17 protein-coding genes are annotated in these 23,791 nt (G+C 49.2%); 7 read left to right on the top strand and 10 right to left on the bottom strand.

From position 1 onward, the window contains the following. Positions 1 to 132 precede the first annotated feature (132 nt). The 4 genes from AC27N8_RS08125 to AC27N8_RS08110 form a co-directional block, all read right to left on the bottom strand. Complete coding sequence (locus AC27N8_RS08125; protein WP_487065784.1) at positions 133 to 729, bottom strand: LysM peptidoglycan-binding domain-containing protein; 597 nt, start codon at positions 727 to 729, stop codon at positions 133 to 135. Positions 730 to 1,220: 491 nt separating this feature from the next. Further along, positions 1,221 to 2,054, bottom strand: a complete 834-nt coding sequence (locus AC27N8_RS08120) for a carbohydrate ABC transporter permease (RefSeq protein ID WP_487065782.1) — start codon at positions 2,052 to 2,054, stop codon at positions 1,221 to 1,223. Between the two features lie 18 nt (positions 2,055 to 2,072). After that, a complete protein-coding gene (locus AC27N8_RS08115; protein ID WP_487065780.1) occupies positions 2,073 to 3,038 on the bottom strand; it encodes a carbohydrate ABC transporter permease in 966 nt (321 codons plus the stop codon). 30 nt (positions 3,039 to 3,068) lie between these two features. After that, a complete protein-coding gene (locus AC27N8_RS08110) occupies positions 3,069 to 4,355 on the bottom strand; it encodes an ABC transporter substrate-binding protein (RefSeq protein ID WP_487065778.1) in 1,287 nt (428 codons plus the stop codon). Positions 4,356 to 4,838: 483 nt separating this feature from the next. Here AC27N8_RS08110 and AC27N8_RS08105 point away from each other — a divergent pair, with 483 nt between their 5' ends. Next, complete coding sequence (locus tag AC27N8_RS08105) at positions 4,839 to 5,486, top strand: uridine kinase family protein (protein WP_487065776.1); 648 nt, start codon at positions 4,839 to 4,841, stop codon at positions 5,484 to 5,486. A gap of 85 nt (positions 5,487 to 5,571) precedes the next feature. Here the strand turns inward: AC27N8_RS08105 and AC27N8_RS08100 are convergent, their stop codons facing one another. Further along, the gene (locus AC27N8_RS08100) at positions 5,572 to 6,498 is read right to left on the bottom strand and encodes a phosphotransferase family protein (RefSeq protein ID WP_487065774.1); all 927 of its coding nucleotides are present in this window, start codon (positions 6,496 to 6,498) and stop codon (positions 5,572 to 5,574) included. A gap of 269 nt (positions 6,499 to 6,767) precedes the next feature. On the opposite strand from AC27N8_RS08100, the gene AC27N8_RS08095 reads away from it, so the two are divergent. After that, on the top strand, positions 6,768 to 7,886 hold the full coding sequence (locus AC27N8_RS08095) for a carboxylate-amine ligase (RefSeq protein WP_487065772.1): 1,119 nt from the start codon (positions 6,768 to 6,770) through the stop codon (positions 7,884 to 7,886). Between the two features lie 9 nt (positions 7,887 to 7,895). On the opposite strand, the gene AC27N8_RS08090 is transcribed toward AC27N8_RS08095, so the two are convergent. Together AC27N8_RS08090 and AC27N8_RS08085 are read right to left on the bottom strand one after the other, a co-directional pair. Beyond that, positions 7,896 to 8,636, bottom strand: a complete 741-nt coding sequence (locus tag AC27N8_RS08090) for an N-acyl homoserine lactonase family protein (RefSeq protein WP_487065770.1) — start codon at positions 8,634 to 8,636, stop codon at positions 7,896 to 7,898. A gap of 292 nt (positions 8,637 to 8,928) precedes the next feature. Next, the gene (locus AC27N8_RS08085; protein ID WP_487065768.1) at positions 8,929 to 9,807 is read right to left on the bottom strand and encodes a DUF6585 family protein; all 879 of its coding nucleotides are present in this window, start codon (positions 9,805 to 9,807) and stop codon (positions 8,929 to 8,931) included. A gap of 239 nt (positions 9,808 to 10,046) precedes the next feature. Here AC27N8_RS08085 and AC27N8_RS08080 point away from each other — a divergent pair, with 239 nt between their 5' ends. Continuing rightward, on the top strand, positions 10,047 to 11,321 hold the full coding sequence (locus tag AC27N8_RS08080) for a DUF4097 family beta strand repeat-containing protein (RefSeq protein ID WP_487065766.1): 1,275 nt from the start codon (positions 10,047 to 10,049) through the stop codon (positions 11,319 to 11,321). Positions 11,322 to 11,636: 315 nt separating this feature from the next. On the opposite strand, the gene AC27N8_RS08075 is transcribed toward AC27N8_RS08080, so the two are convergent. Both AC27N8_RS08075 and AC27N8_RS08070 read right to left on the bottom strand, forming a co-directional pair. Then, positions 11,637 to 14,876 carry an efflux RND transporter permease subunit gene (locus AC27N8_RS08075; RefSeq protein ID WP_487065764.1) on the bottom strand — a complete coding sequence of 1,080 codons (3,240 nt, stop codon included), beginning with the start codon at positions 14,874 to 14,876 and terminating at the stop codon, positions 11,637 to 11,639. 119 nt (positions 14,877 to 14,995) lie between these two features. Beyond that, positions 14,996 to 15,619 carry a TetR/AcrR family transcriptional regulator gene (locus AC27N8_RS08070; RefSeq protein ID WP_487065762.1) on the bottom strand — a complete coding sequence of 208 codons (624 nt, stop codon included), beginning with the start codon at positions 15,617 to 15,619 and terminating at the stop codon, positions 14,996 to 14,998. Between the two features lie 336 nt (positions 15,620 to 15,955). Here AC27N8_RS08070 and AC27N8_RS08065 point away from each other — a divergent pair, with 336 nt between their 5' ends. The 3 genes from AC27N8_RS08065 to AC27N8_RS08055 all read left to right on the top strand — a co-directional run bounded on the left by AC27N8_RS08065 (position 15,956) and on the right by AC27N8_RS08055 (position 18,505). Next, a complete protein-coding gene (locus AC27N8_RS08065; protein ID WP_487065760.1) occupies positions 15,956 to 16,903 on the top strand; it encodes an N-acetylmuramoyl-L-alanine amidase in 948 nt (315 codons plus the stop codon). A gap of 367 nt (positions 16,904 to 17,270) precedes the next feature. After that, a complete protein-coding gene (locus AC27N8_RS08060; protein WP_487065758.1) occupies positions 17,271 to 17,618 on the top strand; it encodes a hypothetical protein in 348 nt (115 codons plus the stop codon). A 602-nt stretch (positions 17,619 to 18,220) separates the two neighbouring features. Continuing rightward, the gene (locus AC27N8_RS08055; RefSeq protein ID WP_487065756.1) at positions 18,221 to 18,505 is read left to right on the top strand and encodes a hypothetical protein; all 285 of its coding nucleotides are present in this window, start codon (positions 18,221 to 18,223) and stop codon (positions 18,503 to 18,505) included. Positions 18,506 to 18,549: 44 nt separating this feature from the next. On the opposite strand, the gene AC27N8_RS08050 is transcribed toward AC27N8_RS08055, so the two are convergent. Then, the gene (locus AC27N8_RS08050) at positions 18,550 to 20,931 is read right to left on the bottom strand and encodes a phosphoketolase family protein (protein ID WP_487065754.1); all 2,382 of its coding nucleotides are present in this window, start codon (positions 20,929 to 20,931) and stop codon (positions 18,550 to 18,552) included. Between the two features lie 494 nt (positions 20,932 to 21,425). On the opposite strand from AC27N8_RS08050, the gene AC27N8_RS08045 reads away from it, so the two are divergent. Then, entirely contained in the window at positions 21,426 to 23,738 is a 2,313-nt protein-coding gene (locus AC27N8_RS08045; protein WP_487065752.1) for an MMPL family transporter, read from the top strand. Positions 23,739 to 23,791 lie beyond the last annotated feature (53 nt).

Below are 23,791 nucleotides of genomic sequence, written 5' to 3'. Positions count from 1 at the left end.
CGCTTCATCTGCTATAGACATAGAAAAAGCGTTTCAGAGAACAAGCATAAAGTGTTCTCTGAAACGCTTTTTCGTCAGGTGAAGTTGTCGCTGTTAACTCAACAAAAACGAATACATCGATATTCTTCTATCTTACGGTTGGCAAGACCATTCGCGCCAGCTGTATCCATCGCGCACGAAGATGTCGTGGGCGGCAATGATATTCGCCTGGGCGTTGTAAGGCGATTGGCTGGCTTGCGATGTTGTAGACCATGTGCTCGGATAGAGAATTTGGAATACACCGGATGCGTTACTACTAGGATTGGTTGCGTTGGGATTCATTCCTGATTCACACATGGCAACATTCCTGGCACCGGCGGCATACGATCCGAAGATGGCATCAATCAGACCGCTGACATCGGTATTGGCAACATTATCGACCCCGGACTTCGTTGTTGGAGCTTGTACAGGAGCTGGAGCGCTCGGTGTTGTGGGCGTTATGGGCGCGGGCGCTACACTGTTGGTGACAGGAGCTACACTCTCGGTCGTAGCTGACTGTGCGTTTTTCGTGATGCAGATACGCTGATCTACGTAGATCAGATCTGGATTAGGAATCGCGTTCTCCTGAGCAATTACATGCCAGTTGGCCTTGTATCTCAGGGCGATCAAGCTTAACGTGTCTCCAGATTTCACAATATACGGTTTTGTGCAGCTTGCTGCTGCGTGAGCCGGTGTTGTAAAGATGCCCATAGCAATTCCTGATGCACAAAGCATGCTTGCAACGACACTTAACTGTACTAAATTGACGACCTTTCTGTTACTTGACCCTAAAAAGTTTCGAACGTACGTATATAACTTAGACATTTTTTCCCTTTGGCTAGACAACTTCACCTATCCACCCCACGGATATCTATCCGGCTCACGAACCGCGCTCTGACCCAATCGCAGACCATCCGCTTAAGCGCGACGTAGCTGCGTGGGCGCAGTGTTCGCGATGATAAAATCATCGCTTGTTGATCAGATCACCGTCCGTAGAACATTGATAGAATAGCATGAATCAATTTGAAATACAAAGAAATAGCCATAATGACCTATACCAATCGAGTTAGGCGAAAAATCCTACTTACCAGGATTTTGTTACGCATTTTATCGTGAATGTAGCGCTTAGCGGGGAGCAAAAGAAGCGCTCGCTGCTACCGCCTCAAGGCAGTGAGAGCGAGCGCTGAGGGTCGAAAAGTCGCTTAGAATTTTAGTGCGCCAGCCGAGAGATTGGCGATAAATTGGCGTGAGCCGATGAAAAAGACAACTAGCAAAGGAATTGTCGCCATCAATGTGCCGGCCATGACCATACTATAGTCGGTATTGTAGACGCCATTGAGCTGAGCCAGAGCCAGCTGCAACGTATAGCTTTTCTGATCGGTCAGGATTACCAACGGCCAGAGATAGTCGTTCCAGGCGGTAATAAACGTGATCACGCCCAGAAAACCCAGCGCGGGTCGTAAGGCCGGGAGTGCCACACTCCAGTAGAGACGTAGATGTCCGCAGCCATCGATGCGTCCAGCGTCGATCAGATCCGTCTGGATCGCAGCCAGCGAATACTGACGTATCCAGAAGATACCGAAAGCCGTTACCATGCTGGGGATGATCAAAGGCAGGAAGGTACCAACCCATCCCAGATCCGCCATAATCACAAACGAAGCGACCAATGAGCTTCCTGTGGGGATAATCATGGTTCCCAGCAGGATCACGAACAGGATGTTTTTCCCTGGAAACTCAAATTTGGCAAAGGTGAAACCCGCTAACGAGCAGAAGAAGAGCACCAGAACGGTGACGCTACATGCGACGAGCAGTGTATTGCCAAAGTTCCTTAGAAAGTCGATGTTTTGAAAAACATGTGAAATGTTTGTCCACAGTTGTCCACCCAGAATAAAATTGGGCGGAATGCGATAGATGTCACCAGTCGTATTGCTCGCCATCACAATCATCCAGTAAAATGGGAAGACCGAGATGAGCAGAAAAATTAGCAGGATTACCTGTATAATGATGCGCTGTGTCTGAGTACCATACTCTTTCATAGCATTGACTCCTTGTTACTAATTATCACCACGTTGGATGATTCTCCAATTAATAGCGGTAAAGACAATCAAGATGAAAAAGATGATCCAGCCGATTGCAGCACCATAGCCAAAGTGATAGGAGTTGAACGATTCCCAATATTGATAAAGTGACATCGTTAAACCCTGATTGCCTACTCCACCGGCCACCGCTTGTGAGTTGCCATTGAAGAGGATATTGGGCTCGGTGAAGAGTGTCATACCTCCGATGGTCGATGAGATGACGGTGAAGAGAATGACTGGTCGCAATAAAGGAATTGTAACCCGGAAAAAGATGTCGAATGTATTGGCCCCATCCAGGCGTGCCGCCTCATAGAAATCGCCGGGTATGCTCTGCAAGCCAGCCATGTACACCAGACCGTTATAGCCCACCCAGCGCCAGATGACGAGGAGGGCGACCGCCCATTTCATGGACCAGAAGCCGCTGAACCATTGGATGGCTGGCAGATGCAATGCTGTCAGTACCTGGTTGATCAGGCCGTACTGGATACCAAAAAATGAGTTGAAGATCAATGCGACGGCTACAATGGATGTAATATTGGGAAGGAAAAAACAGACCTGGTAAAAGAATTTGGAGCGCTTGCGCTGATTGAGCAAAAAGGCCATGATCAGTGCCAGCAAGAGCATCGGGATAGTTGACATGAACCAGATCTCGAATGTATTAAGAATGGCCGTACCCAGCACGGAATCGTTGAAGGCATAGATGAAGTTATTCCAACCAACAAATGTCATCGTGCCAATGCCATCCCATTTTTGGAAGGCCAGGTAGAGCGAAAAGATCACAGGGATCAGCCCAAAGGCCAGGAAGATGATGTAATAGGGTGCAATCGATAGGTAGATTGGCAGATATTTGCGGAACGTCCCTTTCGATTTGGCGACATCGCGTTGCTGCTGTTGGGTCTTGCTTTTGTTTTTTGTCAGCGTGATAGGACTGGCGCTACTCATTGCGCTTTCCCTCCTTCATTGGTATGGGGATTATGCAAGTAACAACTGTTTTTGAATATTTTGCTGTGTAGTCTGCCAGACTTTATCTGGATTGCCGTGTGCCAGTGCTACCAATTTCAAGCCATTCTGTATCTCCGTATCGACTGTACTCTGATCCACACTGAGGTAGAAATCTGGAATGTTCTTTGCTGCGGCGGCAAAGATATCATTCGTATTTTGTCCTCCATAAAAAGCCTCGTTCGAATTCATTGCGCTGGCGCTCAGTGTGCTGATCGTGGATGGAAAGAGTTGAAGCGATTTGTAGGCGGTCAATTGATTGCTGGGGTTTTCTAGCCATTTGATGACTTCATACGCTTCTTTGGGATGGGGACTGGCTTTGGTGATGGCTAGAAATGAGCCGCCGTTGTTACTATCGCCACCTGGAGTACGCGCTACCCGCCATTTCCCCTTCGTATCGGGAGCGGCTTCTTGTAGGACCTCTTTCATCCAGACCGCGCCGACAAACGAGGCAACCGTACCATTGCTGACAGCGGCATTCCAGTCATTGGTGAAGGGGTCTACGTTGGCGCTTAAGCCTTGCTCTTCTACCTTCATCGCGGTATCCCAGGCTTGTTTTACCTGGCTCTGATCGCCGATGTATTTGTTGGAGCGATCGAAGTATTGCAGTTCATGTTGCCCCAGTGACATCTGATAGACAGAGTTGTAGATGTTATCGGTAAGCTTTACTTTGCCGTCAGTTGCTGCTTTAATCTTGGCTCCTGCCTGGATATAGTCATCCCAGGTTTTCATGAGGTTGGTTACTGCCTGCGGATCGGTTGGGAGGCCCGCTTTAGCAAAGATGTCCTCGCGATAAAAGAGGCCGGTTGGTCCAGTATCCATGGGGAGAGCGATGAGCTTACCTGTGTTGGAGACACCGAGGTTCCATTTCCAGGATAAATACTGTGATTGGAGATCTCCAGCTCCGAGTGTCCGTAGATCGACAAATTGATCTTCATCGGGAAAATAGGTGGAGATATTCGAGTTGATCCCGATAATGTCGGGGATACCCGTGTGACCAGCCATCGATGTGCGAACTTTACTATCGTAGTTCGTGATTTTTTCGGCGGTCAAATTGACATTCGGAAACACTTTGTTGACTTGAGCAATTAAATCATCATCAATGGAGCGGTTCCAGTACCACATTGTGAGCTGTATTTTTCCACCTGTACCAGTGCTGGCACATGAGATGAGATTAAGCGATATCGATAGTAACGCAAGCAGGCATAAAAGGCCTCTCGTTACCCTGTGAAGCGTCGTTGAGTGGAAATATCCAGGCATTCGTTGCCTCCTTGTTTTATCATAAGCAGTATGGTGCTGATTGAGCGGCTTACTCATGAGCGGCTTACTCAAAGGAAAAGGTAAAGTCAACAGTGACTTTATGCGAGCATTGTAGCTATAAATCTCCTTTCATCCAGATAATATCCAGTGTCCCAACTTATATACTTTATGCAGCGGGGAGAAAGAGTGACAACCTTGTTCTCAGGTATGTGATCTCAGCCATACAAGTATGTATAGATTTACCGCTGAACTATGTATATGGAAGTATGTAACATATAAATTTTCCAGCGTCAAGCCATGCAGCCAGTGAAAGCCTAAAAAAATAGCGCTTGCTTGCATAATGCATGGACAAATTTACAATTTTTGTATAGAATTATACTCTTGAGAATAAGAATTTATATCGCTGTATCTATCAGGCCTTACTCTATGTAAACGTGCTCTATATATACACTCATAGCAAAAGCCCCGGAAGGAGCTCTATACTTGCATACTCCAGTCTTGTTGACGCGGATTGACGAACTGCCTCTGGCACAGGTATATCTGATTGCCGGTCCAGCCGCATCGGGCAAAACCACCTTTGCTACCGAGTTAGCTATCCATCTCAGAGCGGCCGTCCTATCAATGGATCATTATTTTGTCGACGAGCAGGTGGTACCAATCGAGTATGATGAGACGTATGGCGACGCCCCGCAATGGGAGAGTCCTGAGGCCTATGATCTGCCAGCACTGGAGCAAAACATCAAAGAGCTCCTGCAAACAGGAAAAACGCTTATTCCTCAATACAGCTTCGTCGCCAACCGGCGTATCGGCTACCAGCCAATGACGCTAAAGCCGCAACAGCCATTGATCATCGAAGGACTCTACACCATTCGCTGGCAAAATTTTTTTGCGCAATACGCTCAATCAAGCGTAAAAATATTCGTCATTGCCGACACACTCATTCGTCAGACGCGGGCGCGCATACGCGATATCGAAGAGCGTGGCAAACCCCTCGCAGCGTTTAAAGCTCGCCGACATTTTGTAGAACTCGGCGAACAGCGCTGGGGCTTATCTCAAGAACAGGACGCCGATTTCATCCTGGAGATCCATGACACCTTCTCATACCCCATCTTTTTCACCCCCCAGACATAGCGGCGTCGGCTTGGCCACGCCGAACAGTGACTCGTATGAAATGCTTATCAGGGCACATAGTTTCTCCCATCCCACTGATATGATGTTATGTGTGGTAAGACACCTTCTCGAATGCCTGTTTGATAAATAATGTATGTGCGGCTCGCATAGATCTCTCCGCGTCGGCATCGGCGGCCCATTCAGCCAGCTGAAAGGCTGGACGTAAAGCGGCATAAAGGTCCCAGACGGACAGATTGGTAAGATCGATAGCGTTTAGCGCTTGATACTGTTGTGTAAAGCTCTCCATGGCATCGATCCCAAAGGCCCACAGGATTTCCAGGCGACTATTTGCGAGGTCCGCAAGTGGATCTCCGATTTTGGCATCCTCCCAATCGATCACTGCGACCAAATTTCCATCCTGCCACACGACATTGCCTGGCCAGAAATCCCCGTGGAGCAAGGTTGATGCGTTCCGCTGTGGGACAGGCCAGACTTTTTCCAGTACATCACGGATGTGTCCCTCGCCCAGCGACTCATCCACGCTTGCGGGCCGTGCTTTCAGCTTTGCGGTAGTGATGATTGCTTGTTGAGGCAGAAAAGAGATCTCTTGTGGCGAACAAGTGGTCATGTGGATGTTTGCTAGCTGTGTGGCGAGCTGCGCGATGAGATCAGGTATCTCGGAGAGGATGAATACAGTTTTTCCCTCGATGTATTCGATGACAATGTAAGGCGTGGAGAAAATCTCTCTGGATTGATCGAGATAATAAGGCTGCGGGGTTGCCACTCTGTGGGATTGCAGTATCTGTAAGAGTTTAAATTCGTCGGCAGCGATCTGTGGATTATGCTTGAGGTCGATCTCACCATGTTGGCGTACAAGCATTTTTTGCTTTTGTCCATCCGATAACTCAACCTCAAGCCCGGTTACCTGTGCTGAAACCCCTCCGATGAGCTCCCAGGCGCGGATTAACTTGTTGTGGGGATTAATCTTTTGCACCACTTGCTCAAACTTTTTTGTGTCGATGAACTTTGTCATTGAATTGCATTTCTCCCTTTCTGCATATTTTGTCCGGCAATGTCTATGATTCTTCTTGATCTTAGCCTATGCCAGGATCAATCGTCATTGGCTCTATGAGGATACCTTATCCGGCTCACGCTTGAGCCAGTTCACCGCTCCTACTTGGAGCAGGGTGACTGGATCGTAATCTTTATTCTCATCGTACTATCTATAACCCTGTTGATACAACCAGCTAATAGGTAGCGGCAGGCTTTGAGCGAACTTTTACTTTTGGAAGGTACTTATACATGTCATCTCACGACGAGAAATACACCCTTGGAGTTGAAGAAGAATATCTTGTTCTCGATCCCATCACACGTGCGTTTCGCTCCGACTCTCTAAAGCTCCTCAGGAAGGCGCAGCGTACCCTTGGAGATCAAGTGCAGCCTGAGATCCAACTTTCTCAGATTGAGACCGCCACGTCCGTCTGCTCGACGCTAGCGGATGTGCGCCGGGAATTGATCCATCTGCGTCAGGGATTATTTACGGCCGGCTCTCAAGTGGGAGTTCACATTGCTGCAGCTGGAACGCATCCATTTGCCGATTGGAGAGATCAGCAGACGACTCCCAAGGAGCGCTATCAGGCTTTGCTGCGTGATTATCGGCAGCTCACGCGTGAGCAGGGTATCCAGGGCTGTCACGTCCACGTGGGGCTACAAGATCGCGAAGTGGGCTTGCAAGTAATGAATCATGTGCGTCCCTGGTTAGCGGTGTTGCTGGCTCTGGCTGCCAACTCTCCGTATTGGCTAGGTGAGGAGACAGGATATGCCAGTTTCCGTACCGAAATCTGGTCGCGCTGGCCAACCGCCGGACCTCCGCTGGCATTTGACTCGCTTGCGCAGTACCATGCCGTTGTGCAATCGCTTGTTGCCACCAAGAGTGTCGACGATCCAACCAAGATTTATTGGGATGTGCGCTTGTCTGAGCGCTTCAAAACAATAGAATTTCGGGTTACCGACGTTTGTTTGACCATCGATGAAGCTGTGATGATCGCTGGACTCATACGCGCCCTGGTGCGGACCTGCGTGCAGGATGTGCTTCACAACGTTCCCGCCCCCACCGTGCGTCCGGAACTGCTTCGCACCTCCCACTGGCGAGCGGCTCGCTACGGATTGGATGGCGAGCTGATTGATACGCGTGCCGAGGAAGCTATATCTGCTCATGAACTCGTTGAGCGGCTGCTCTCCTTTGTGCGTCCGGCGCTCGAGGCTGAAGGAGATTGGTCCGTGGTCTCCTCGCAGGTCGAGCAGGTGCTTCAGCACGGCAATGGAGCAGCCAGGCAGCGACAGGTCTATCAGCGTACCGGCAAGATGGAAGATATTGTCGATTTTATCGTGGCAGAAACCGCCAAAGGCGTCACGATGTAGCGTACCTGCTCACGCATAATACTCAGGTGCTTTCTTGAGAGCCTGCCACTGCTGCCCATCGTGTCCAAAGATGACCAGTGCTATATGCTCGCGTTCGACCAGCTCAAGGAGCTTCTGCGTGCTGGCGCGTAGCTGTTCCTCATTATCATCGTTCGGCCAGGCGCGTCGCTCGGGAGTGAATGTCTGCTGCATCATGACGGCGTCGACGGCCAGAAGTATCGGGCCAGATTGTGGCAGGTGTACGAGCACTGATTGATGACCGGGAGTGTGCCCGCTGGTCTCGATCAGTGTCAGGCCTGGCAGGATTTCGGTATCGCCATCGACGAGTCGGTAGCGCAGAGCTGGATGATCCCAATGGCTGCGTGCGGCGGCGAAGCGTGGATGTCCGCTCCGGGCCAGAACATAATGTTCGCGCTGGACGATGAGTTCGGCTTTGGTAAAGGCATCATGATATCCTGCGTGGTCGACGTCGAAATGGGTACAGATAAGCATGTCGATGTCCCCGGGCTGCAGATGCAGTTCCTCGAGATGTTTGAGGACGCTTTTGCTATTTTCCTCCGCCGGTGCTTCTGGCAGAGGTGCGACGTCCGCCGGCAAGCCGCTGTCGATCAGAATATGTTTCCCATCGTTTGTCTCGATGAGATAGCAGCCTGAGATCATCGAGAGTGTGCGGCCTGCGGCTACAGGGATAGTGGAACTCGATAACTGCATCAGATAGAGTTTTTGTGGCGCAGAAATTGGTGTATTCATTGATTAATCCTTGTTGTGAGATGTGCTTGCGCGCTGCTTTAACGCTCTGGAAGTAGTGCTCTGGATGGAGTATATGGATTTTTTGCTGCGAGATCTGTAAAGAATGTTACAGACAAGGTATGCTTTTTCTGCTATAGTGTTTCCTGACGAGGATTTGGTGATCTGCGAGGCATGGGATGATGCAGTGCCGTAGTGTGCGCGCAGGACTTAGCAGGAGAAATTTCTGTGGGAGAGGTATCATTACTCATATGCGCTTTTGGGTCGAGATTACAAAAGCGCATATGAGCTGGAATTAATCACTTTCAGCTCTAAACGCTGGCAGTAATTCTTTCAGGATCAGGACGTTATCTATGTCTGAATTGAGCTCTTCAAACCAGAATTTATCCTCCATTGTATTGATCGTGATCTGCGTAAAAGTCTTTCCTATCTCAAAGGTATTGATCTCTTCCCATGAGATGCTATCTTCTTCCTCGACGTTTGAGTGGACATGGGTGACGCCCTCTTGATCGATGATCAGATTGCCGAAGTCCAGGTCCTCGCCTAATCGATAGAGCTCAAGCATCCCGGGACTGCGATAATCTGTATAGGCGCGCTCGATTGTATCGCAGAGTTCCATACTTTTCTGTACTTTTGGCTCAAAAATAATCGTCGCGTCTTTGTCCGTGATAAAGGTAAGCGTGTTGCGCAGGATACGCTTGGGGCGTTTAGGATCAAGCTTTCCACGCAGGAGAGCTTCGATTTTATCCCAGCGCAGTGCATAGCTCTGCTCGCGGCCTTCGAGAAAGACCAGACCATCTTCAAAAATATGGACTTGCTCGCGATGACGGTAGCGATACTCGCGTAAGTTGCGCCAGCCCTGAAGAAAGCAGCCAAAGAGTATGACCAGACTGATCACTCCGATTGCACCGATGGAGCGCAAGGTGGGAGGATCGCTTAAAGTCGATTGTAAGGTTATCTTACGTAGTGTCGCAATCAAAAAATACAAGCCGATCAAACTAACTACAAACCAGACAACGGCGTTGATGAGCAGTCGAGGTCCACTGATGGTCGATTGAGTATAGGATGCACGTAGTTGACCTAGATGGTATTCGTTAGCAATTTGTTGTATCTCAGCATAATAAGGCGAAGAAGAATCATTATTGATATTTTGTGTATCTTGCTGTGACTTCACGCTTTGTCTAGCCTCCGTTCAAAATGACCTTCATTTTGTTGTATTGTAAACGATTATACACTATTGATCTATCATATGCGCGATTTTGTACTCACGTCTAACGAATGGTAGGAGTACCAGGTGATCCTATCCAGCATGAACGCTTTTCTACCTGGATTTCCTGGTTAGTTATTTCTGCTATACTCTTATCAATCAGTCATGCTACGAAATCCTGACACTCTAATTGGGAAGGAACTTCTATGATGAGCGAGCAGAATTCCATGTTTCAATCTCAGTCTCAATCTCAAGAGCAAGACGCCACGCAGGTACCGCCAGAACCAACCTACGTGCCGCGTCAACAACCTCGTATTACGCGTAAGCTGGCTCCCGATCCCTACGAGCAGGCAGATGAGGTACCAAATGTGCCTCCATGGCAGCAATCGTCACCGCCGCTTTCAGAAAGCTATACCAGTGGATATAACGGATATCCAGGAGAGGCCACTCAAAGACCGCCAAATGGATATTCGGGAGACGCTACTCAAAGACCACCGAATGAATATCCAGGGGGAACTGCTCAAAGGCAGTCAAATGGAGAGAAGCTCAACCCTCAAGCAGCGCCCATCAACGAAAAGTGGATCTATATGTTTATCGGTGTCGTGATTGGCGTTGTTTTTGCTTCACTATTTGCCAGTAGTGTGGCAGGATTTACTCCATTAATTATCGTAGCGATCGTCGGACTTTTATTCTGGGCCTATACTGGTAACCGCTCGGTCATCGAAGAGCCTCCACGTATCTTTGCCGTTGAGGCCACGCCAATGCTCGTTGTGCAGAATACTGTTGGAACTTTGCATATCCATCGAGGCGAGTCTAATCGCGTCGTAATCAAAGCACTCAAGAAAGCCAACGGCAGATTCTCGCATCCAGAAGACATGCAACTATTATCCACGCAGCAAGGAGATCTGATTACATTCAACGCCACAACCCGATCTGGACGCTCTGGGATTGTTATTCCGGCGCATGTTGCACTGGATATTGAAGTTCCTCAGTTTTGCGATGTGCAGATTCAACAGGCAATCGGCTCGATCAAGCTAGAAAACGTCGAGGGAAAGTTACAAATCAAGCAAAACGTTGGAGTACTGGAAGCTAAAAACGTGCTCCTGCATCAAGAGACGAGACTGGATCTACATGTTGGCTCAATCAAGCTAGAAAACGTCGAGGGAAAGTTACAAATCAAGCAAAACGTTGGAGTACTGGAAGCTGAAAATGTGCTCCTGCATCAAGAGGCGAGCCTGGAGATAAATGTTGGATCGATAAAGTTTGCGGGCGAGCTTGATCCAACGGGGAGCTATCGCTGTAAAGTTAATATGGGAATGATTGAGATGATGTTACCTGCCACCTCCGCCTTTGATGCTCACACGTCAACCAATATCGGCTCAACCACGAACCAGTTCGGTGCTACGAGCGTCGGGATGGCTCCGCGTGCCCGCTTAGACCTGGACGTCAATATCGGCTCCATTGAACTACGTTCCCGTTAATCACAGTTTTTTGCATGTAGCACATTTCGAAGAGTAAGCCAGTAGACGTAGCGCCGTGGTCTTGTGCCCGGCGGCCTCGTGACGTACGTAACTTCCGTTTTTATTGATCAATCCTCGAATGTCTCTCACGCCTAGAAAACGGAACACAATGGAGGAACGTTTTCGTGCGTGAACTGGCCGCCGGGCACAAGACCACGGCGCTACGTCGGCGAGCATTTGAGCTTGGGGCGAAGGGGAATTCGTTTTTCCGAAACAGGTAGGGAGACGACTCGCGTTGGTGAGTCGTCTCCCTACCTGTTTCGTGTGCCTTGAAGCTTAGAGGGCTGGTGCCGGCTCAATTGCTGGCTGATCCTCTGTGACTGGTTCCACAGGCGTAGATCCAGAGCGTCTGCGTATGCTTTCGACGGTGACGTACAGGGTGGGGACCAATATCAGTGTCAGGATGGTCGAGGAGATTAATCCACCGATCACCACGATTGCCAGTGGTCCTGAGATGAAGCTTCCACCACTATTGCTAGAGCCACCAAAGCCGAGCGCCATCGGTGAGAGGGCGAGAATTGTGGCGATAGCGGTCATCAGAATTGGGCGTAAGCGATGGCGTCCGCCTTCGATGATAGCCTCTTGTGCCGTGAGGCCTCGCTTACGGTATTGCCGTACCAGATCCAGTAGCACGATCGCGTTCGTAACCACAATCCCGACCAGCATCAGGAGACCAATCAGAGCGGCTGCTCCCAGCGGAGTTCTGGTGATCAGCAGCAGGACAAATGATCCTGTGGCTGCAAACGGAATCGAGATCAGGAGGATAACAGGCTGCAACAGGCTGCGGAAGGTTGCGACCATGATACAGTAGACCAGAGCGATAGCAATCACCAGAGCCTCTTCCAGGCTGCTGAACGTATCTGATTGCTGTGAGGTGACGCCACCCAGTGAATAGGATACTCCAGCAGGGAGATGCAATTTTGAGAGATCATCTTGTACTCTCTGGCTGACTGCACCAACGTTGGTATCGGTAATCGCTGCCGTGATCGACGCTGTGCGGTCGCCGTTGATATGCGTGATCTGTGTTGGGCCGGGAGCATTGGTCACGTTGGCCAGATCGCCCACGGTTGCATTTCCGATGGTGGTTGGGATTGAGAGCTTACGGATCTGCTCGATCGTTGTGGGCGGCGTGCCGTCGTAAAGATTGACATCCAGTTTGGTGTTATTGATGGTGATAGAGGTGACAGCAGGCACTCCACTATAGATGATGCGCAGATTTTGTGCCACCTGTGCTGCCGTCATACCATATAACAACGCTTTGTGAGGATCAACCTGTACCTCAATTTGTGGTGTGGCGGCGGTCAGATTACTGGAAACATTCTTTAAGCCGGGGAGCTTGGCCACCTCATCCTGCACCTGCTGCGCCGCGCTACTCAGCGTCGTCTCGTTTGACGCCTTGACATCCACTTCCAAGGTTGAACTTCCCAGGCCGCTTGATTGTCCGCTGGTGAGTTTCAACGTTCCAGCATCGGTGATGGCCGAAAGGCGATCATTGACGGTTTTCTGGAAGGCAGTCTGATCCACGTTATCATTGGTGGTCAAAGCAATGGAGGCAGTATTGCTGCCGCTGGCACCTGAGAAACTGGCGAAGCTATTCCCGCCAGATCCCACCACGGTTTGTGATATTTTGATGCCTGAGACACCTTGCAAGGCTTGTTCAACCTTCTGGGCGGCGGCATTCGTCTTATCCAGACTGGTGGTCGCGGGTAAGGTGATACTGATGGAATACGTATTCGAGCCAGAAGATCCAAACAGATTGGTTTGTAGCTGCGTGGTCAATCCAAAGGTAAAGATCAGTATGACGAGTGCCAGGACCAATGTGAGTGCGCGATGCCAGCCACGACCGGTGACCCAGCGTACGACTACCGTATAGCCACGCTCCAGGAAGGTCTCTCGCTCGACTTTGACTTCTTTTCCGGGGGCCGGTGCTTTGAGAAACCAGGAGGCCAGTACCGGGATGATGGTCAGGGCGACGAATAAGGAGGCCAGCAGGGCGATGGTAATCGCAACAGCGAATGAATTGAACAATTCTCCGACGATACCACTGGTGAATGCGATCGGTAGGAAAACCGCGACGGTCGTCAATGTTGAGGCTGTTACTGCTCCTGCGACCTCGCGTACCGCCTCGGGGATGGCTTTATCCTTCGGCTCGCCTTGTTGAAGATGCCGATAGATATTCTCAAGCACCACAATTGAGTCGTCTACAACGCGTCCCACGGCGATTGTCAGGCCGCCGAGCGTCAGGATGTTCAGCGTGTAGTTGCCTGCATAGATACCAATCAATGCAATTACGATCGAGAGTGGGATAGAGATCGCGGTTACCAACGTCGAGCGGATCGAGAAGAGGAAGATGAGAATGACGATAATGGCGAAGATAGCGCCAATAATGCCTTCTCTGACCAGATCTGAGATCGATGAGGTAATCGTTGGGGCTTGATCGGAAATAACCGAGATGGTTGTATGGTTGCCGAGCTGTGTCTCCAGGCTTTTGATTTGATCTCGTACAGCATTGGAGATGGTCACTGTATTACCATCTGACGTCTTGACGATTGAGAGTCCCAGGCTGGGCTTCCCGTTGGTACGCGTCAATGATGTTGAGGGCTCCAGGATCTCTTCGACCTTCGCGACATCTGACAATTTGACTAATGTTGGGATTGCACTGGCTGCTCCAGTATCGCCAGTAGAGCCAGTGGCTCCAGTAGCGCCGGTCGCTCCGGTGAATCCGGTAGAACCAGTGGCGCCAGTGGCACCGGCTGTGCTGCCCGCCCCAGTAGCGCTGGTGCCGACGATCAGGTTTTTGAGATCGTCCAGCGAATTGAGTGTATTTCCTACTTTAATCGGCACCGTTTGCCCATTCGAAGTCACGTCGCCAGCCGGGAGGGTGAGATTATTGGCCTGTAAGGCTCCTTCTATGGCGGTGACGCTCAGCCCTTTGGCCTTCATTTTGGTTGGGTCAAGAGTGATGCTGACAATCTGGTTGCGTACTCCCGTGACGTTGACGCTGCCAACACCACTGATACGCTCCAGGCTGGGTTGGACTGTTTGTTGTAACTGAGTGGCCAGGGTGGCGCTATCCGTATCTGACGTGACGGCAAGCTGGATTACGGGTAGATCCGAGATACTGAAGGATTTTACTGTCGGGGTGACTCCCGTCGGTAAGCTTGATTGGACCTGCGCGATGCGTTGTGTCAGCGTCTGCTGCGCCTTGTCCAGATCGGTATTATAATCAAACTCGACTTCAATAATTGATGTGCTCTCATTTGAATACGATGTGAGTGATTGAACTCCATTTATCCCTTGAAAGTTTTGTTCGAGTGGATTGGTGACGCTGCTCTCGATGATCGATGGCGAGGCTCCTTGATAAACGCTGACTACCGAGACCGCTGGCAGCGATATCGATGGAAATAGCTCTTGTTTCAAGGTAGGGATAGTGATGGCGCCAAAAATCAGGATAGCTATCGTCACCAGGGCGACGATACTTTTATTGGCAAGGCTAATCCTTGATAAAAAGGACATATAGGGTGCTCCTTATGAACAATAGATTTTCCGCTGTGTTTACTTATTAAACGTTTAGTAAGTCCAGGCGCAATTGATAATATTAATGGAGTTAAAGAAGCTTCTTTGCTTAATCAGATTCATACATTGTTTTTTGTTGCGATACCATCCATCAAACAATTCACAATCGTTTGAGCTATCCGTGACATGCTTAACTCTGTATCCTCTCCCGTATTGCAGATTTGCCAGGGTTGCTTGGGATGCATACTTACAATCATGCCCTCATAAAGCGAGGCGTAGATGGTTGCAGAGGTCGCTGCAGCCAGCTCCCCATCGTCGATGCCTTGTTGAAAGAGAGCTATCAGACCAGCGCGACGTTCAAGATGCCGCTCAAAGAGTAATTTCTTACTCAACTTGTCTTCATGCAAAAACTCTTGTATATCGCGCATCAAAGAGGCAGAATTGCTAAAAGGATGCGTAAAAAAGCTTTCAGCCATATATACAAGTTTGGGACGTATCCCCTTCATTGTCGAGATCGCTGCCATAACCTGCTCTGACCGATTATCTATTAATCGGTTGAACATGGTTATGAATATCTCCTGTTTTCCCTGAGGAAAGTAATAGTAGAGAGCAGCAGGAGTTACCTGTACTTCTTCCGCAATATCCTTCATGGATACGCCCTTGAAACCCTTCGCGAGAAAAAGTTGTTCCGCCACTGCCAGGATGCGGCGTGGTGTTTCTGGATCTCGATCAACATGATGCATGTCTGCATTGACTCTTTCTAAAACCATAAACATAACGTGACATTTTACTAAATGAATGTTAAGTAAGCGATATTATATACTATACAGTTTCAGAACAAAACCTGTCAAGCTCAGCGAGGACACCGTAGCGTTGCACGCGAGCGTGCAACGCTACGGTGTCATTATGCGGTTTTGGCGTGTCTGATGCAATGAACGTGGTATTATGCGCAAGCATGATCATGACAAAAGTACTGCTATAAGGTGGACATATGCTATAATATGAGAGGAAAGGGAATTCGAGAGCACTATATATAACTTTACCGTTGATAGGATAGGTGGAAGATGGAGGGTGTGTTTATGCCGAATAAAGTTGATGTCACCTGGATTCCTAATCAGAATTTTTTCCCTAATAGGAATGGCGCGCAGCCACGTTACGTGATTTTACATGGTACGGCGGGAGGTACTAGTGCTGTTGCCATTGCGAATTACTTTGTATCTACGGAGAATACAGCCAATCCGGTTAGCAGCCACTATATTATTGGGACCGCTGGCGAGATTGTGCAGGCGGTTTCAGAAGATGATGGGGCCTGGGGTAATGGCGTGCTTACTGCGGGACATGCCACTTTCTGGAACCCGGCGCTCAACCCAAACAACATTACCATTTCGATTGAACACTGCAAGCCCTCACTCGACAACTCCGATAGCTTGACGGCCAGGCAACAGGCGTCCAGTTTTCAACTCATCTATGATATCTGCCAGCGCTGGCACATCCCCATGCATGATGCCAATTCCAGTGGAGGGATTACTGGTCATTTTTCACTAGATCCCATCAGCCGTAGTAATTGCCCTGGATCATATCCATGGAGTGCTCTGTGGACGTACCTCAATAGCCAAGGAGAAGTATCTGTGAAAATCGATTTGAATACCCCCGGCGTGAATAGCTTCTTTACCAGCGGTGCTGGTGGACGCTGGTCCTGTAAAGCCAATAAGATGCTGGTTGGTGGTGCTATTCTGGCCTTTTATCAACAGTTTGGCAATTATGGCTTATGTGGCATTACCTATCTCGGTCTACCTTTGAGCAATGAGATCGCAGCCAAGGTCAGTGGCCATCCAGAGATTGTCTATCAGCGCTTCGAGCGGGGTGTGCTCGCCTATGATCCGTCGCACATACTTGATTCTCCTCCAGGAGCCGGAGATGTCTATTGTATGCACGTTGATAAAGGTCTCGGTCAGTTTGCGGCCCAGATGCCAGCAACGGTAGCCGCTACAACATCACCGTCAGCGAAGGTCAGTGGACGCAATTAACTAACCATCATTGTCATATATGCTCAGTGCAGGCATATGTATGTGCTGGTTAGTTAACATAACTCTTGCATACATATGCTGCTGCTGAGGAAATAATCGTCTATACGCAACTTTGTTTGATATTCGAGAGAAAGATCCGTCTCTCTATAATAGGATAGGAAAAAATGCACGTGGATACGATCGTTGTGGTGGAGTTGACTGCGTCCGTCTTGCAGTTAGCTATCTCTGTAGCTATCATTGGTTCGAGCTAAGCCTTGCATGGTTGATGATTTTCATGGTTACTCTGCTTCGGTTGAAAAGCTCAAATGGATGGTTTTGCGGGAGAGGTGCATCGATTGTATTTCTATGATCATAGAGGAGAAGTTGCGTGGATAATCTACAGCTTGTTTTGATTGGCTTTCTCATTTTACTGCTACTTATTGTTGTGATCAATGTGATCAATGCCATGTTTGCTAATAGCCAACGTAAAAAGATTCGTCGCAGTACGCGGCAGCGTAATCGTATCGATATGGATCGTGTGAATGATGGTTACCGCAACGAAAATCTAAGACAACAGCGTAATAGTCCTCAAGCCCAGCGTCGCAGTTCTGCGCCAACGCGTCACAAACAGAGCGCCAGTAGCTCAAATTATGCGCATAGCCATAGCTCTCCAGCGGCACAGCATCCTTCAGGCAATCATTCAAACAATTATTCTGGTAGTCGCAGCCACCGTTAGATCGGTGAGCTCATTTACTTGCTGTCAATCGTAAAAACCTGATTAAGCTTCCTGGTCAGGTTTTTCAGGTACCTTTTTCCTAAATGATCTGCTATTTTCAGGTTTTTCCTTGTGCGAGCCTATTGTATCCTTTATAATGCGGACATGGCAAGGAATTTACTTTCTATCATAATTATAAGCAAATATATAAACGGATAAAGTTATATATATAATTATTTGTCTTATTCTTTGCGTCTACTCTATCGTTTTTTATTCCAGTTCCTCGTGGTGGCGTTATCACTGAAGATGGTATATGGAGTCTTTTTCTACTGATTAACTGGTAATATGCTTCATATTAGAATGTTACTCTAATCAATAATACATATATGCTTGTTGTGATGAGGAATATAGTGGTAGTGATTTATGGATACATGGTATGTTTTAGGTCGGTGATCAATCATTGTGGGAGGGTACGGCGGGTTGAGAATGTACATTAGCCTTCATGCTATGCCAGTAAGATGATGTCCGGGTGGGTAAGTGAGCGCGGAGGGATATGCTACTATCGTGGCCTCTGGAACGTTCTTCTAAATTTTTTCTACAACCTTATTAAGTGAGCCCAAGGTATGAACCAATCGAGATATACATGTAAATATTGTCGACGTCCGACTTCAACGTGTTGCCCTGAGTGCAACGTTGCCTGTTGTATGGCCTGTGGAGCGAACGTCTGCCCTCTCTGCGTGCGCATCAAGCTGGCTCAAATTGAGCGAGCATTACGCCAGCGCCTGGTCCCCTGGCAGCATGTAGATGTCACTATGATGCCTATCCGCCGCACGATTGTGGTGCAAACTGAAAAGAATATTAACGCTGGAAGAGGCGATTCCTCTCATCAGAGTGCCTTTTTCCATTGAAAAGATCGACCCACGGAACGGCCTTGTTCCGTGGGTCGACGCAACTAATCGCTCCAGACCCAATCGGTCACCTCGGGCAGATCCTTAAGATTTTCGCGCACATATGCGTGATGCTTTGCCAGCATATCTTCACATTCTGCGATCAAATCTGGTACCAGATTCTTTACCCGTGTGGCTCGCTTGAGTGCTTCTATACAAAGATCATAACGACTCATACCATTTTTCACGACCATATCGAATGGTGTGGTGGTTGTTCCCTCCTCGATAAAGCCACGTACATGGAAGCGCCAGGCGTTGGTGCGCCCGTGGATGATTTCATGAATGGCTCGCTGATAGCCATGGAAGGCGAATACGACGGGCTGCGTGGCTGTGAAATGGCTCTCAAAGGTTGCCTCATCCAGGCCATGAGGATGAAAGTATGCGGGATATAAAGCCATTAGGTCAATTACGTTAACGACGCGTACTTTGAGCTCGGGAATATGTTTGCGTAGCCACCAGGCTGCTGCGATGGTCTCCATGGTTGGAATATCGCCAGCGCATCCAAGTATGATATCAGGCTCCATCTTGTCTGTATTGCTGGCCCACTCCCAGGTTGACAGACCTCGCTCTGCATGATCGATCGCGTCTTCTATGCTCAGATACTGTAGCTGCGGTTGCTTGTCGATCACGATCAGGTTGACATGATTCTTGCTGCGGAAGCAGTGATCGGAGATGGCTAATAAGCTGTTGGCGTCTGGCGGCAGATAGATGCGTGCGACGGCTCCTTTTTTCGAGAGCACGACATCGATCAGGCCAGGACCTTGATGGCTGAAGCCATTATGATCATTGCGCCAGCAGGTTGAGGTTAGGAGAATGTTGAGTGACGAGATGGGTTCGCGCCAGGGTAATTTGATCCCTTCTTGCAGCCATTTGGTATGTTGAACAGTCATGGAATCGGAGACCATGGCGAACGCTTCATAGGTGGCAAAGAGTCCATGGCGTCCAGTCAGTAGATAGCCTTCAAGCCAGCCCTCACAGAGATGCTCGCTCAGTACCTCCATCACGCGTCCATCGGGAGAGATGTGATCGTCGTCGGAGATGATCCTCTCTACCGAGCAGCGATTCTCCACCGTAAATACGTCTCCCAGACGGTTTGAATTGGTTTCGTCGGGACAGAAGAGGCGAAAGTTTTTCTGCTCGGCATTCTGAGTGAAGATATCGCGCATCAATTTGCCCAACTGGCGCGTCGATTCGTAACGTTCGGTAGCTGGATGCTGAACCTCAATGGCATAGTCCTTATAATCTGGCAGGTTGAGATCTATCCGTAGCTTGCCGCCGTTTGCTATCGGATTCGCACCCATGCGGCGATCTCCTTTGGGGGCCAGCTCCGCCAATTCGGCTACCAGATGCCCTGACTCATCGAAGAGCTCTTCTGGCTTATAGCCGCGCATCCAATTCTCCAGGATTTTGAGATGCTCGGTATTATTTTTGACATTTTCCACCGGCACCTGATGAGCACGAAATGTTCCTTCGATTTTTTTGCCATCGACGACTTTTGGTCCGGTCCAGCCCTTGGGTGTGCGCATGATGATCGCGGGCCAGGGAGGACGACTTTTGAAGCCATGTTGTCGTGCGTCCTCCTGATACTCCCGGATCTTCGCGTAACAGGTATCAAGCGTTTCCGCCATAATCTGGTGGACCACTTGAGGATCATCTCCCTCAACCAGAAACGGCTCATAGCCATAGGCTGATAAAAGCTTCATCACATCATCGATCTCGTCACGACCGAGTACCGTTGGGCCTGAGATCTTATAGCCATTCAAATGCAATATCGGCAAGACGGCGCCATCGCGAGCTGGATTGAGGAATTTGATGCTTTTCCAGGAGCCTGATAACGGTCCTGTTTCGGCTTCACCATCGCCAACGACAGCGATGGCGAGCAGATCGGGATTATCAAAAACCGCGCCGAAGGCGTGTGTCAGCACATAGCCAAGCTCGCCTCCCTCGTGGATTGATCCCGGCGTCGGCACGCTGACGTGGCTTGGGACGCCTCCGGGAGTCGAGAATTGTCGAAAGAGGCGATACATCCCCTCAACGTCTTCGGAGATCTGCGGATATATTTCCGTGTAGGTGCCTTCGAGATAAACATTTGCCAGCAAGGCTGGCCCCCCATGTCCGGGACCTGCCAGGTAGATCGCATTGACGTCTTTTTCTTTAATCAGCCGGTTGACATGGACATAGATCAAATTGAGCCCTGGCGATGTTCCCCAGTGCCCAAGCAAGCGTGGCTTGATATGCTCAGGGCGGAGCGGTTCGCGTAGCAGTGGATTGGCCTGGAGATAAATTTGTCCTACGGTTAAATAATTGGCCGCATTCCAGTAGCGATGAAGATTTTCAAGCTCGTCCGGTTGGAGATATGGCGTGGCATTTTTTACCTGATTTGTCATTAAGTGTAGCCTCCTACGAAAAATATCCGTATTATGTATCTCACTTATTCAAACGCTGCGCAGGTTTTCCGTACTCTACATGTGACTTATCCCCCTGGACAGGCAAGGAGATTCCATCTACATTACGCTGGCATGGGATGAATCGATACTCCTCCATTTCACTCGCCTGGATAACTCATTTTTGTCACGATGAATATCTCTATGACCGCAGGGTTTGCTATTGTATCCCTTTTATTCTATTGTGCTAATCCTGTAAAAGCAATCCCAATCTGTCAGGGTGAGCTACCTGTCCAATCTCATACCTGGGAAGATTGGGGCAAAGTTATGGTTATTTGCACTATAAAAATAAACATATATGAATGTAACTCTCATTTTTTGCTATACTCTGTTTGAGGGATACGCTGAAACAGAAGGTGTTGTGTCTCCTTTATTTTGCTTATGCTGGCTATTTTGTATCACAATCACCATGGGCTTTCTATCTGAAAGGATCTTCAATGTTAACCGGGCTTGGCGGATTTTTATATCGTGCCCGATGGGCTATTCTTGTTCTAACAATAATCTTGACATGCTGTATGGGTATTTATGGTCTCGGTGTTTTCGACGCTGAAGGTAGCGCCAGTCTCAATGATCCCAATAGTGAGTCGATCAGAGCTCAGACTCTGATCAATAATACCTTTTCCTCTCAGGGCGATCATAGTGGGTCGCTGATCCTCTTATTGCGGGATGGAAATCTGAAAATCACTGATCCAGCCTTCGAGCGGGCGGTGAACACGCTGGTGGATAAACTGAAGGATCGTCCGGAGGTTACTTCGACGACTTCCTATTATTCTACTCATAGTAGCGCTTTTGTTTCTCGTGATCAGCATGAGACCTTTGTGCTGTTTAATGTATCTATCAAAGATGGAGAGACAACGGTATATAATCGCCTCAAGCCATTAATTGTTTCTCCTGATCTACATATAGAGATCGGTGGCACGATCGCCTCGGATGCCCAGTTCAATGACCAGCTGAGACATGATCTGGAGTTTGGCGAGTTGATCTCTCTGCCGATTGTGGCTGTGCTGCTTGTTTTGATCTTTGGTGGTTTTGTGGCGGCGCTATTACCGCTCATTATAGGTGGTTTCGCCATCTTAGGCTCGTTTGCCATCCTTAACCTGTTGACACATGTTACCTCTGTCTCAAGCTTTGCCACCAATGTTGTGACCATCATTGCGCTTGGACTCTCGATCGACTACTCGCTCTTTATGGTGACGCGTTTCCGTGAGGAACTGGTCAAAAATGAGGGAGATATTCAGAAGTCAATTCGACGCTCGATGGGAACTGCCGGCCGAACGGTGCTGTTTTCGGGCCTGACGGTCTGTACCAGCCTGGTGAGCTTGTTAGTTTTTCCGCAGGATGTCTTGCGCTCGATTGGTCTGGCTACGATTGCTTCCGCGCTGGTCGCCATGATCGGCTCAATTTTTGTCCTGCCAATGATCCTGTCCCTGTTAGGACAGCGCATCAACGCACTTTCTATTCAGCGGCTCTTGCGTGGACGGCGTCCACAACCTGTCGCTGATGCTAATGCAAAACAAGGGGCCTGGTATCGCTTCTCCTACTTCGTGATGAAATGGAGCATTCCGATTGCTCTGGCCTGTGTCCTGCTCTTATTGGCTCTCGGCACGCCATTCTTGCATATCGCCTTTGCCTCCACCGATAGTCGTTCGCTTCCCTTGACTATCTCGGCGCGTACCGTTACTGATGAGCTCTCGCAAAACTTCCCTGGCCAGAATGATGCAACCGTGACGATTGTGGCTCAGACGCATGGTGACGTGCTCTCAGACGATAATCTGAAGCGGCTCAATGACTATGTCAACCTGTTGCAAAAACAATCTCATGTTTCCAAAGTAACCAGCGTTGTGAGTATGGTGCCGGGCTTGACTCTGACACAGTATCAGCAGCTCTACGCGCATCCAACACTGAATCCCGCGCTCACGACGGCGGCGCAGCAGATTACGAAAAAGAATGTCACGCTGATTACGGTCACGTCTACATTAGATCAGCATTCGTCTCAGGCTCAGGATCTGGTCACACAGATTCGCGCTATGCATGTCCCTGCTGGCGTCTCTTCTCTGGTTGGTGGAGCTGTAGCTCAGAATATGGATCAGCTTGCAAGCTTACGGGTGAGTATACCGAAGGCCGCAAGTGTAATGGTTGTTGCCATCTTTTTGCTCCTCTTCTTGATGACTGGCTCGGTGGTCATGCCTTTAAAGGCCATCATTCTGAACACCTTATCGCTCTCGGCAACCTTTGGAGCGCTGGTCTGGATCTTCCAGGATGGACATCTCCAGAGTCTGCTTGGCTTTAAAGCCTTTGGGGCACTGGATAGTACTCAGCCGATCCTGATCTTTGCGATCGCCTTTGGACTCTCGATGGATTATGAGGTTTTCCTGCTCAGTCGCATCAAGGAGCAGTTTGATCGCACGGGGAACAATCGCGAATCGGTGGCGATTGGCTTGCAGCGAACTGGCTGGCTTATTACCAGTGCTGCCCTCTTGCTGGCGATTGTTGTGGGAGCATTTGCGACCTCGCGCATCATCATTATCCAGGAATTGGGCGTGGGTATCGCGCTGGCTATTCTGGTAGATGCTACGCTGGTGCGGGCCTTATTGGTGCCGGCTATGATGACTATGCTGGGAAAATGGAACTGGTGGGCACCGCGTCCGCTTCTCTGGCTCTGGATGCGCGTCGGCTTGCGCGAGACGCTCGATGATGAGCCACTTGAAACTGTCCCTGTGGAGAGTGATCAGAAATTACTTCCCATTTAGTCTTGCCGGACTCTTCACGCTGATACAAAACTGCGCTCCTGCTTATTTCAAAG

The sequence above is a fragment of the Dictyobacter sp. Z7_2 genome, from assembly GCF_057551105.1.
The sequence above is the reverse complement of the archived record's forward strand: the minus strand, read 5'-3'. Positions and strand labels throughout refer to the sequence as shown.

Coding starts and splice junctions, on each gene's coding strand:
- AC27N8_RS08125 (WP_487065784.1), bottom strand. CDS start 729: ATGGGCATCTTTACAACACCGGCTCACGCAGCAGCAAGCTGCACAAAA.
- AC27N8_RS08120 (WP_487065782.1), bottom strand. CDS start 2,054: ATGAAAGAGTATGGTACTCAGACACAGCGCATCATTATACAGGTAATC.
- AC27N8_RS08115 (WP_487065780.1), bottom strand. CDS start 3,038: ATGAGTAGCGCCAGTCCTATCACGCTGACAAAAAACAAAAGCAAGACC.
- AC27N8_RS08110 (WP_487065778.1), bottom strand. CDS start 4,355: ATGCCTGGATATTTCCACTCAACGACGCTTCACAGGGTAACGAGAGGC.
- AC27N8_RS08100 (WP_487065774.1), bottom strand. CDS start 6,498: ATGACAAAGTTCATCGACACAAAAAAGTTTGAGCAAGTGGTGCAAAAG.
- AC27N8_RS08095 (WP_487065772.1), top strand. CDS start 6,768: ATGTCATCTCACGACGAGAAATACACCCTTGGAGTTGAAGAAGAATAT.
- AC27N8_RS08090 (WP_487065770.1), bottom strand. CDS start 8,636: ATGAATACACCAATTTCTGCGCCACAAAAACTCTATCTGATGCAGTTA.
- AC27N8_RS08080 (WP_487065766.1), top strand. CDS start 10,047: ATGATGAGCGAGCAGAATTCCATGTTTCAATCTCAGTCTCAATCTCAA.
- AC27N8_RS08075 (WP_487065764.1), bottom strand. CDS start 14,876: ATGTCCTTTTTATCAAGGATTAGCCTTGCCAATAAAAGTATCGTCGCC.
- AC27N8_RS08070 (WP_487065762.1), bottom strand. CDS start 15,619: ATGCATCATGTTGATCGAGATCCAGAAACACCACGCCGCATCCTGGCA.
- AC27N8_RS08065 (WP_487065760.1), top strand. CDS start 15,956: ATGCCGAATAAAGTTGATGTCACCTGGATTCCTAATCAGAATTTTTTC.
- AC27N8_RS08055 (WP_487065756.1), top strand. CDS start 18,221: ATGAACCAATCGAGATATACATGTAAATATTGTCGACGTCCGACTTCA.
- AC27N8_RS08050 (WP_487065754.1), bottom strand. CDS start 20,931: ATGACAAATCAGGTAAAAAATGCCACGCCATATCTCCAACCGGACGAG.
- AC27N8_RS08045 (WP_487065752.1), top strand. CDS start 21,426: ATGTTAACCGGGCTTGGCGGATTTTTATATCGTGCCCGATGGGCTATT.